Below are 11,165 nucleotides of genomic sequence, written 5' to 3' on the forward strand. Positions count from 1 at the left end.
ATACAAAAATCAGTTACACAGGTATTTGTGTAGTTCGATGGTAAGTAAGAAGTGCTAAAAATGAGCTATTGATTGCTTATATTGTTGCGTAAAAAAGCTACCGTGGATTTGAGCATAATTATTAACAGCGCCGGACTATTTACTGCACTAAGTATCGATGTTTTTTTAATAAAAATGGTATCGTCTGATGATTCGCAAAAAATTGCTTTAGAGCTGTTTACTGTATCTTTTTTAGGGTTACTCACTGTTTTGTTTTGGGATTTTTTAAACGTTTTATATGCTGCTCCCTTAATGGTATTGGGTAATATAACATCAGATACAACGGATATATTTTCTGATGAGTTGATAGGAAACACCATACAGTATTTTTACTCTATATTGGTTTTTAATTTTACTTTATACAGCTACCTTAAATACTATAATATACTGATTACCAGAAGAAATAGACTAATTACCAGATTTAAGCTAGCGCAAATTCCAGCGTGGGAAAATTAGTGAATGTGTATACCTAACACATTTAAACTTGCCGACTAAATCCTTATATTTGCTATATGGCCGTTAAAGACAACGAAGAAATCACGAAGTTATATTACAGCATGGGCGAGGTTTCGACCATGTTTGATGTTAACCAATCGTTATTAAGATATTACGAGAAGGAATTTGACATTCTCCAGCCTAAAAAGAACAAAAAAGGAAACCGCTTTTTTACACCCGACGATGTCGATAACCTCAAGATCATCCTGCACCTTATCCGGGATAAAAAATTTACGTTAGAAGGCGCAAAAGAGCACATGAAAGAAAATATGAGCGCTGCCAAAGACAAACAACGCATTATTTCTTCTTTAGAAAACATGAAAAGTTTCTTATTGGAAGTTCGCGACGCGCTGTAGCCCATTTGAAATACCCGTTAAAATAAAAACAGGCAGTTAACAACTGCACCCCATCTAAACCTTAGTTTAATTTAATATATGATTGCCGAGCACAAAGGCGAAGTTCCGCTGGTAGTATACCTGCTTCCGTTTTTAGCCGGCATACTGTGCGCCCAACGCTTCGGGATTGAGGGGTTTGTTATCCCAATTGCGGTAATTCTCTGTTTGTCAGCCACCTTTATTTTATTCAATTTATTATACACAAGGTTAAGGCTTTACCATCGTTTTAAATGGTTAGGTGGCCTGCTAATTCATCTTATTTTATTTGCCGCAGGAATTGCAACCGTGCCATTGCACGATGATCGCAGCTACCCTGATTATTTTGCAAACTATAATCCGAGAAACGTATTGGTAACCATTAATACCGAGCCTGTTTTAAAAGGTAAATACTGGCATTGTAGCGCTAACGTGGTGCAGGTTAATTTACAAAGTAAAAGTATGGCCACCGGTGGCAAGCTATTACTAACTTTCATGGACAATGGTGTAACCATATTTAAATATGGCGATCAACTGTTAATACCTGCCAATTACAGACCTGTGGAGCCACCATATAATCCAGGTGTTTTTAATTACAAAGCCTACTTAGCCAATCAGCATATTCATCTGCAAAGCTTTTTGTTTCCGGGCCAGTTTAAGGTTGTCCGGCATAAGGAGGGCAATCCTGTTGTGGCCTATGCCATTGAACTAAGGCAACAACTAGTACAAAAGTTTAGAACTAACATTCACAATCTCGATGCCGCTGCCGTAGCTTCCACCTTGATTTTGGGATATAAGGCTGATCTGAGCGAAGATGTTTTACAGGCGTACACCAAAACAGGCACCGTGCATGTGCTATCCGTTTCGGGTGCACATGTGGCTATCGTGTTTGTATTTATCAGCTTTTTGCTGAGCTATTTAAATGGATCGAGGTACGGGCAATGGGCTAGGGCTGTCGTATCTATCATTTTGATTTGGGCTTACGCTTTACTTACCGGCTTCTCTCCCGCTGTTTGCCGGGCCGCCGTAATGCTGAGTATGATCATATTAGGCAAAGCGGGGTATCGTTATACTAATACGGCCAATTTACTGGCACTGTCGGCTTTTGCATTGTTGCTGTACGATCCGCTATTGATTGCGGATGTGGGTTTTCAACTCTCTTACCTTGCCGTGTTGGGATTGATTGTGCTGCAGCCTGTAGTTTATAAACTGTTTGATTTTAAGAATAAATATGTGCGCAAAGCCTGGTATTATATCTCGGCTTCCATGGCTGCGCAGGTAATAACATTTCCACTGAGCGCGTTTTATTTCCATCAGTTTCCACTATATTTTTTGTTGAGCAACCTGTTTATTATCATTCCTTCGGAGATAATCTTATTTACCGGTATTATCGGCCTATTAATACCACAATGGCCGGTTATAAGCAAAAGCGTTTTCTGGATATTGGAACAAACCATACTAGTAATGAATAAAGGCTTGCAATTGATAGAGCATCAACCTTACGCATCGGTAAATCAGATATGGTTCAATAATTACGATTGCATTTTGTTGTTCATTATGATAGTAGGCTTTTTTTACTTCTTGCATGGACGAAAGATTGGGGTGCTTTATTTAAGCCTGGCTTGCATGTTGATCGTGGTATCCTCAGTTGGTTTGCAAAAGATTAAAAGCCAGCAAACACAGAGCATTACCTTTTACAACCTAAATAAGCATCAGGGCATACTTTTTAAGAGTGGCGATAAGGGCGTAATATTAACAGATTTACAACCGACCGACGCCAACTACAAATTTTCTGTACAGCCGGGTATAGATAGTAACCGGATAAGTGATCTGCATTTAACTGGCATGTCGGGCAATTTTGAAACGCCATATTTGAAGAAGAAATCTTCGCTGATCCAGTTCTTAAATCAAAGGATCTTGGTCTATGACCCTCAATTAGAATTTATCAGAATGCCGAAAAAAATCGAGGCAGACTACCTGTACATAACCGGCAATCCACATACTAAATTGGTTTTTATTAATAGAGCTTACAGCTATAAAAAGTTAATTATCGATGGAAGTAATTCGCCTCAAACCATCGATAAACTTGTAAATGAGGCTGATAGCCTGCATGTAAATTACGCGGTTTTAAGGCGTAACAAATCGGTGGTAATTACATCTAACTGACATATCCGATTAAACGAAAAAGAAAATTTGTATCTAAATCGGAAAACGAATAACTTGTATCAAATTAAAACTATGAAATTAAATTTTTTAAACGTTGCCTTAGGCCTTGTGCTATCAGCAACTGCTATCAGTGCATCTGCGCAAAAAAAGTTAACCGAAGGCGTAGTTAGTTACACAGCTACCGCAGGCGGACAAACTGTTGACTCGAAACTATATTTCAAAGGTGATTCAAGTTCAACCAGCGGACAAAGAGGCCCGGCTACCATTAAAACTATTATGGCGAACGGTGGCGACTATCTAGCTATCCTGGTTGATGTGCCTGTTGCCAACATTAAAAAGGCGGCCATTGGTACTCCTGCCGAGTTAGAATCTTTTAAAGATCAGGAGCCTCAATTTACGTTTACCCCAAGCACAGAAACTAAAGTTATCAACGGCTTTAACTGTAAAAAAGTTGCTGTTAAAGATGGCAAAAGCGGACAGTCTTATGAAGCCTGGGTAACCAACGATGTAAGCATCCCGGTAACCTTGCTAACCAAGTACTTTGCTGCAATTGGTGGTGTGCCAATCCAGTTTACAACTATGCAAATGGGTCAACCATTGTCAATCCTTGTAAAAGGTATTACAGAAGATAAAGCACCGGCTGGTACATTCTCTATTCCGGCAGGTTATGACAAGATCACTATTACTGACTTGAGTTCATTGGGCGGCGGTCAGCACTAAGCTACTTCATTAACAATTCATTAAAAGCTCCTTAACATTGTAGTTAAAATAGTATTTTTGCTACCCCATGTTTAGGAGCTTTTTTAGTTTTTGCCGGTATTTCGTATTCTGGCTCATCGTTTTCTTCTGTACCCGCCTAACCTTTGAGCTTTATTTTTATAACAAGCTCACAACTGCATCTGTAAAAGAGATTCTGCTTACGTTTATACATGGTTTATGGCTCGATTATTCGGCGGCGGCATATATCTGTATCACTCCCCTACTTGTTTTTATAGTTAACTGGTTTATCCCGAAGGGTCATATCCCCGCTATCTGGTTAAAAATCTATACATGGTTTTGTGTGTTGGTAATTTCTTTTCTCACCATTATCGATCTAAACATTTTCCGCGAATGGGGTACCAAGGTTAACTATCGTGTATTCAATACTTTATACAACGCGCCTTCCGAAGCCGTGGCTTCTACTGGTTCCTCGCCTATTGGTTTAAGCATTACCATAGGGGTAACGTTACTGGTTGTGGGTGTTGTGCTCTCGTTATACGTGGTCGATTTTAAATTTAAAAAGCCGTACGAAAGCGTGAGCTTTAAAATTCCTTTCTCCTTGCTACTATGCTTCATTACATTAATTATTATCCGTGGTGGGTTACGTGGCGCGCCTATCAACGAGCAACGGGCATATTTCTCTAACAAGCAGATCCTTAATCAGGCGGTACTTAATACCGAATGGAACCTGATGAATAACGTGGTAGAGAATATGCGCAGGCCATACAACGCCTACGAATTTATGCCTGCCGATAAGGCGTTTACTCTGGTAAATGATCTTTACGCGGTTAAGAAGGATACTACCGTTAAAATCTTAAAGACCGACCGTCCCAATATCGTCATTATCCAACTTGAGAGCTATACGGCTGATATTATCGAATCATTGGGTGGTGATAAAGGTGTGTCTCCGCATTTTGAAGAGTTTATAAAGGACGGCTTGCTCTTCAATAACATCTACGCCGCGGGAGATCGTACCGACAAAGGTGTTGTGGCTATTCTGAGCGGCTTCCCATCGCAGGCTACGCGTACTATCATTACGGATGATGCAAAACAGAAAAAGCTGCCTGCTATATCGTCTACATTAAAAAAAGCCGGGTATACTACTTCATACTTTTATGGTGGTGCCAGTGATTATATGAACTTTAAGTCATATATATTACATCACAATTTTGATGACCTATCAGACGAGAGTAGTTTCTCTAAAGACGAGTTATTATCTAAATGGGGTGCTTATGATGAAGTAACGCTTCGTAAAAGTGTAGATTACCTGGATAAACAGAAACACCCATTCTTTTGCTACATACAAACCTTAAGCAATCACGAGCCTTTTGAATTGCTGGGCAAACCAAAATTCCCGGGTAAAGATATGGGCAACATGTTCAGAAGCACGGCTTATTATACTGATTCTTGCCTAAATGCTTACTTTGAGCAGGCAAAAAAACAGCCCTGGTATAAGAATACCTTATTTGTTTTGGTTGCAGATCATGGCCACCGTTTGCCACGCAATACTTCTGAGGCTTATGATCCTCGGAAATATCATATACCGCTACTATTTTTTGGCGATGTAATTAAAGACGAATACAAAGGCAAAAAGATAAGTGCACTTGGCGGCCAGACTGATATTGCTGCAACTATACTGGGTCAACTTAATCTGCCTTCAGAAGATTTCAAATGGTCTAAAAATCTTTTGAACCCGTATAGCAAGCAATTTGCATTTTTCGACTGGGATAACGGCTTGGGCTTTATACAGCCCGAGCAAGCTGTGTCATATGATAATGAGGGCGATAAAATTATCTATACCGGCAATAATACCGCCCCTAATGCTGTTACTGAAAACACCTTGAGACAAGGTCAGGCTTATCTACAAAAAGTGTTTACGCAGTACCTTAATTATTAACTGCAGTTGGGCTAACCTCTTTGGTTAACTGATTAACCCATTGGGTAAACAGATCTGTTTCAATTTCTACAGCCTGGGCAGCGTGGTGTTCCCAATCTGGTGAGAAGGTTTTCAGTTGGTTGATCATTTCTTCCAGGTGTCCTTCTTCTTCCAGGATAATCGATTTCACAGTTACCTTACTTCCTGTTTCGGTCAATACATCCTGATAAATCGGATATAGTTCATCTGCGCGCACTTCTATAGCGTACGTAACCAATAAGTATGCCGCGAAGCGAAGTTCGGCGCCTGATAATTTGAGTGTGTTTTTAAGGTAACGACAAACAGATACATCAAGCTGGTTTAAGTAATACTTACTGCTCGATGGCGCTAACAAATATTCGCCGGCGTAGGTTGGGCAAATGACCTCGCCTACTTTTTCTATTTGTTTTTTCAGGTAAAAGGCATGGCGGTGTTCTTCGGCGGCATGCTTTAAAATGATATAGGTAACGGTAATTGGGTCTTCGCTTGCTGAGATCTTGCGCGCGCCGGTATTCTCCATTAACGACAGCGTATTTAACCAGCGGGCATGTAATTGATCATCACCCACTATTGTCGAAAGCACATTACTTAAAGCCATATTAAATCTCGTTTAAAGCGTCAAAAATTTTGGTGTAAATATAGTTCAGTTGGTCGTTTGTAATACAATACGGAGGTAAAATATAAACGATATTACCCAACGGGCGCAGTACAATACCTGCTTCTAAGAAGTAATTATAAAGCCTGTCGCGCAACGGGCTGAGATACGAAGTTGAATTACCTGTCTCCCATTCCAAAGCTACTATTGTCCCTGTTTGGCGTGCGGTTCGAACCTTAGGATGTTTCTCTACTTTAGCTTTAAATAAACTATGTTGTTCTTTGATCCTCTTTATATTACCTTTTGTTTCCTCGCTTATAAACAGATCCATACTAGCCAAAGCCGCTGTACAGGCTATAGGGTTAGCCGTAAATGAGTGACCATGAAAAAGTGTCTTCATCTTATCGTCAGATAAAAACATATTATAGATCTCACTGGTGCAGGTTGTAACACCCAAAGCCATGGTTCCGCCGGTTAGGCCTTTAGAGAAACACATAATATCGGGTTGCTCGGTTAGATAGTCACAGGCAAAAGGTTTGCCGGTACGGCCGAACCCCGTAAAAACCTCATCATCTATCGTGAGCACGTTTTCTGCTTTACAGTGCTTCAACAGCTCATCTAACCACTCAGCTTCATACATAATCATCCCGCCGGAACCTTGTATCAATGGTTCGAAAATAAAGCAAGCAAGGTCGGATTTAAGATGTGAGATGTGAGATTTTAGATCTTCGATGTTTTCCCGTGTTGGGAGGTCGATAAACTCGACTTCAAATAGCAAGTTATCAAACGCAGCGGTGAATGCGCTTCTGCCGCTAACGGCCATAGCGCCAAAGGTATCGCCATGATACGCATTTTTAAATGCCAGCATTTTAGTGCGGCTTTTACCCTGGTTGTGCCAGTATTGCAGGCACATTTTAATAGCTACTTCTATAGCTGTAGATCCATTGTCCGAGTAAAATACGCGTTTCTGATTATCGGGTATAATGGTCAATAAACGCTCTGCAAGTTCTACCGCCGGCTGATGGGTAAAGCCTGCAAAAATTACATGCTCTAATTTGGTAAGCTGCTCGGCTATTTTTTTAGCAATATGAGGATGGGCATGCCCGTAAAGGTTAACCCACCATGACGATACGGCGTCGATATACTCTTTTCCGTTTTCATCAAAAAGTAAAGCGCCTTCGCCCCTTACAATACCAACCGGCAAGCCGGCGGTTTGCATTTGTGTATATGGATGCCATATAATTTGCGCATCTCTTTCGGCAAGTGTCATTGTTTTTCGTTTAGTAGTTTAACCACGTACTGATCTATCGGAAAAGTGACATCACTAACCTTAAGATCGGTTAAAGGCACCCATCTAAAGGCTTGTAAAACTTTTCCCGTTCCGTCAAAATCAAATACCTTGGTCTTAAAATTAAGTTGAAGCGGCTGCAGGTTTTTTACGATATAGTATACGCTTATGATCTGCGAATCGTTGAAAGCCGATTTTACATAAAAATCGGTAGTATAAAAATGATTCAGAACGTCGATTTCCGCATTACATTCTTCCAAAAATTCGCGCTTTAGTCCGTCTATAAGCCCTTCACCCAGCTCTAAGCCACCGCCCGGAAATTTGGTAAATTGATAGCCGTATTCTTGCTCGTCGCTGATCAGAATCTCGTTGCGGTCGCTTATTAGTAAGCCGTAAACACGTACATTAAAGAGCGCCATTATTGTTCAAAGTGTTTTTTATTGCGGGTTACGTTTTCCATGGTCCATTCAATATCGATGTTTTTAGGCTCTGAACGAATTGGGCAGTTAGGCATGCTGCAGTAATGGCAGCAATTGGGCAAACATGGATCGGTGTGGATGAAGAATTCCGTTTTAACGTTTGCGTTTCTGTTCACCAATTTATCAACCAGTTTTACTTCGTCGTGTACCCGGTTAAGGTCAAAATAATTCGGTAAGGTTAAATGGCAATCGATATGCAGTTCGTGCCCATATTTCTGCGCACGCAGGTTATGTACATCTATCCATTCTACCTTACGTTGTGCATTTAGTATATTAACAATATCGTTCACCACAGTAAAGTCAGCTTCGTCCATTAAGCCCGCTATCGACTTACGTAAAAGCTTATAACCCGTTACCACGATGTAGATACCTACTATAACGGAAAGTCCGCTATCGAGCCACGGATAAGGTAAAAAGTACATTAGCGTTAAGCCTATTACCAGGCCTGCGCTGGTTACCATGTCGGTAATCAAATGCCGGCCATCAGCTTCGAGGGTAATTGAGTTTAACTTTTTACCTCGATTGATCATGTAATACCCCAACCCACCGTTAATGGCCCCAGTAATGCCTATAATAATTGCACCGGTAAGTATTTTCTGAACCTCATGGGGAAAGAACAGGCTGTAAGTGCCCTTAAAAACAATGGTTATACCGGCTATGCCGATCAACGTACCTTCAATAAAAACGGAAAAGAACTCCACTTTACCATGGCCATACGGATGGTTTACATCGCGCGGCCTCGAAGCCAGTGAAATACTGAAGAATGCAAAGGCGCTGGCTATCACGTTTACAATGCTTTCGGCAGCATCGGTAAGGATAAAATTTGAGGAGGTGATAAAGTAGGCGCTGAATTTGGCGAACATGAGCACAATACTCACAATAAGCGCAACTATGATAATGGATCGTTTTTCCTTCAAGACTTTAAATTGAGCACAAATTTAAAAACAACTGGTCAATAAGCAGTAAACTAATTTTCTATATTTGCCGCCGACATATAAATACTGCTATGAGTACTTTAAGTAACCGGATTAACAATCTGTCTGAATCTCAAACCATTAAAATGGCAAAGATGGGCCGTGAGCTCGCTGCCAAGGGTGTTGATGTAATTAGTTTAAGTTTTGGCGAACCCGATTTCCATACGCCTGAGTATGTGAAAGATGCAGCCAAGAAGGCCATGGATGATAATTTTACTTATTACACCCCTGTTGCCGGATATCCTGACCTGCGAAAGGCGATTGTAGCTAAACTGAAGAACGAAAACGGATTAGATTATGATGCTTCACAAATTGTGGTATCAACCGGCGCTAAGCAAGCTATTGCCAACGCGGTACTTTGTTTAGTTAACCCGGGCGAAGAGGTGATTATCCCTACCCCTTACTGGGTATCATACTCTGAGGTAGTTAAACTGGCCGAAGGCAAAAGCGTGTTCATCAATACTACTGTTGAGCAAAACTTTAAAATCACCCCTGAGCAATTAGAGGCTGCAATTACTCCGAAAAGTAAATTATTTATGTTCTCGTCGCCTTGTAACCCAACAGGCAGTGTTTACAGTAAAGAAGAATTAGAAGGCCTGGCTAAAGTTTTTGAACGCCACCCGCATGTATATATCCTATCTGACGAAATCTACGAGCACATCAATTTTATTGGCGGCCACGAGTCTATCGCGCAGTTCGATTCTATTAAAGACCGTGTTGTTATCATCAACGGTTTTTCTAAAGCGTTCGCCATGACTGGTTGGAGAATTGGTTACACTGCCTCAAACAGCGAAATTGCTGCGGCTTGCGATAAAATGCAAGGTCAGATTACGTCTGGTACCTGTTCTATTACCCAGCGTGCTGGCACTGCTGCCTATCTGGGTGGCTTAGAGAGTGTGCACAAAATGCGCGATGCTTTTAAACGTCGCCGCGAACTGGTTTACGGTTTACTGAAGGATATTGACGGAATTAAAACTAACCTTCCCGATGGTGCATTCTATTTCTTCCCGGATGTTACTTCATTCTTCGGAAAAAGCTATAATGGCAAGACTATTAAAGATGCTGACGATTTGAGCATTTACTTGTTAGAAGAAGGCCACGTAGCTACTGTAGGCGGCGATTCGTTCGGCGATCCTAAATCTATCCGTTTATCTTACGCAGCTGCAGACGATAAATTGGTAGAAGCTTTAAAACGCATTAAAGAAGCCTTGGGCAAATTACAATAAGCTCAAAATTACATAAAATTAAAAGGGCCATTTGCAATATGCAGATGGCCCTTTTGTTATTAAAAGGTGATTGTTTGTTACAATTTAAAACCGTAAGCTACACGTAAAGCTACCTGGCCATAGTTAGGGCTATTGCCACCTGAGTAGTTATCATAACGCAAGCCTACGTCGATACCTGAACCAGACATTGAGTAACCGATACCTGGAGAAAGAATCAATTTGGTGCTTTTATCGTAACCGTTAAACGCGTTATCATTGGTTTCGAAACCAGCACCTACTTCACCGCTGATGTATGCATGTGGTGCAAAGAAGGCTTTAACACCTGCTTTTACCGGAACTAAGCCATAATCTTTAAAATCTGTTTTACCTACTGGGGTATCGTAATTTCTCGCAAAAAAGTTAGTATAACCAGATGTAAGCATCACAGATACACTACCATTTAAATCCTTCTGTAAACGGACTGTACCGCCTAGTCCAAAGTGAGAATAATCGCGCATATTTCCGGTAGGTAAACCCGGTTCTACACCGATACCAAAGCGCCATGCTTGTGAATCGTGTCCTTGTGCTTTAGTTACGTTACTTGTAAATAATAAACCAGCAATTGCAATAGCCGCGGCTGCTAATTTTGTTGTTTTCTTGGTAGTCATTTTTGTTAAATTTAGTGAACAATTGTTAGATTGTTTTCGGGTGACCATATTCAAATACATTGCCATTCGTGCCAAATTTTGGCGTTTTTAACATTTTAAAATGCTAATCGACGCGCTGATACGATTCTGAAAAACCCTTTCTAATGGCTGTAAAACAGGCGTTTGCTACCCCAATTTTGTTTAGTATGTTAAGGCAATGTAAACACTAATG

11 protein-coding genes are annotated in these 11,165 nt (G+C 40.7%); 6 read left to right on the top strand and 5 right to left on the bottom strand.

Features of this window, described 5'->3' with window-relative positions; translation table 11 throughout:
- The first annotated feature begins 102 nt into the window (after positions 1–102).
- The 5 genes from GSY63_RS24700 (at position 103) to GSY63_RS21965 (ending at position 5,727) form a co-directional block, all read left to right on the top strand.
- Positions 103–495, top strand: a complete 393-nt coding sequence (locus tag GSY63_RS24700) for a hypothetical protein (protein WP_208094632.1) — start codon at positions 103–105, stop codon at positions 493–495.
- Positions 496–551: 56 nt separating this feature from the next.
- Positions 552–890 carry a MerR family transcriptional regulator gene (locus GSY63_RS21950; RefSeq protein ID WP_166588000.1) on the top strand — a complete coding sequence of 113 codons (339 nt, stop codon included), beginning with the start codon at positions 552–554 and terminating at the stop codon, positions 888–890.
- Between the two features lie 78 nt (positions 891–968).
- Complete coding sequence (locus GSY63_RS21955; RefSeq protein ID WP_166588001.1) at positions 969–3,071, top strand: ComEC/Rec2 family competence protein; 2,103 nt, start codon at positions 969–971, stop codon at positions 3,069–3,071.
- Between the two features lie 72 nt (positions 3,072–3,143).
- Positions 3,144–3,791, top strand: a complete 648-nt coding sequence (locus GSY63_RS21960; RefSeq protein ID WP_166588002.1) for a hypothetical protein — start codon at positions 3,144–3,146, stop codon at positions 3,789–3,791.
- A gap of 67 nt (positions 3,792–3,858) precedes the next feature.
- A complete protein-coding gene (locus GSY63_RS21965; RefSeq protein WP_166588003.1) occupies positions 3,859–5,727 on the top strand; it encodes an LTA synthase family protein in 1,869 nt (622 codons plus the stop codon).
- Here the strand turns inward: GSY63_RS21965 and GSY63_RS21970 are convergent.
- The 4 genes from GSY63_RS21970 to GSY63_RS21985 are packed head-to-tail and all read right to left on the bottom strand — an operon-like array spanning position 5,717 to position 9,024.
- A complete protein-coding gene (locus GSY63_RS21970; RefSeq protein ID WP_166588004.1) occupies positions 5,717–6,343 on the bottom strand; it encodes a hypothetical protein in 627 nt (208 codons plus the stop codon). The two genes, GSY63_RS21965 and GSY63_RS21970, sit on opposite strands and share 11 nt — an antisense overlap.
- A gap of 1 nt (position 6,344) precedes the next feature.
- The gene (gene bioA / locus GSY63_RS21975; RefSeq protein WP_166588005.1) at positions 6,345–7,610 is read right to left on the bottom strand and encodes an adenosylmethionine--8-amino-7-oxononanoate transaminase; all 1,266 of its coding nucleotides are present in this window, start codon (positions 7,608–7,610) and stop codon (positions 6,345–6,347) included.
- Entirely contained in the window at positions 7,607–8,047 is a 441-nt protein-coding gene (locus tag GSY63_RS21980) for an NUDIX domain-containing protein (RefSeq protein ID WP_166588006.1), read from the bottom strand. Before GSY63_RS21980 ends, bioA begins: the two co-directional genes overlap by 4 nt.
- Positions 8,047–9,024, bottom strand: a complete 978-nt coding sequence (locus GSY63_RS21985) for a cation diffusion facilitator family transporter (protein ID WP_166588007.1) — start codon at positions 9,022–9,024, stop codon at positions 8,047–8,049. The genes GSY63_RS21980 and GSY63_RS21985 overlap by 1 nt, the downstream gene beginning before the upstream one ends.
- Positions 9,025–9,113: 89 nt before the next feature.
- On the opposite strand from GSY63_RS21985, the gene GSY63_RS21990 reads away from it, so the two are divergent.
- Positions 9,114–10,307: a pyridoxal phosphate-dependent aminotransferase gene (locus tag GSY63_RS21990; protein ID WP_208094633.1), complete on the top strand. Its 1,194-nt coding sequence runs from the start codon at positions 9,114–9,116 to the stop codon at positions 10,305–10,307.
- A gap of 77 nt (positions 10,308–10,384) precedes the next feature.
- Here GSY63_RS21990 and GSY63_RS21995 read toward each other — a convergent pair whose 3' ends face one another.
- Positions 10,385–10,954 carry a hypothetical protein gene (locus tag GSY63_RS21995; RefSeq protein WP_166588008.1) on the bottom strand — a complete coding sequence of 190 codons (570 nt, stop codon included), beginning with the start codon at positions 10,952–10,954 and terminating at the stop codon, positions 10,385–10,387.
- Between the last annotated feature and the right edge of the window lie 211 nt (positions 10,955–11,165).

Origin of the sequence: Mucilaginibacter agri (assembly GCF_009928685.1) — a bacterium.
GTDB classification, from domain to species: domain Bacteria; phylum Bacteroidota; class Bacteroidia; order Sphingobacteriales; family Sphingobacteriaceae; genus Mucilaginibacter; species Mucilaginibacter agri.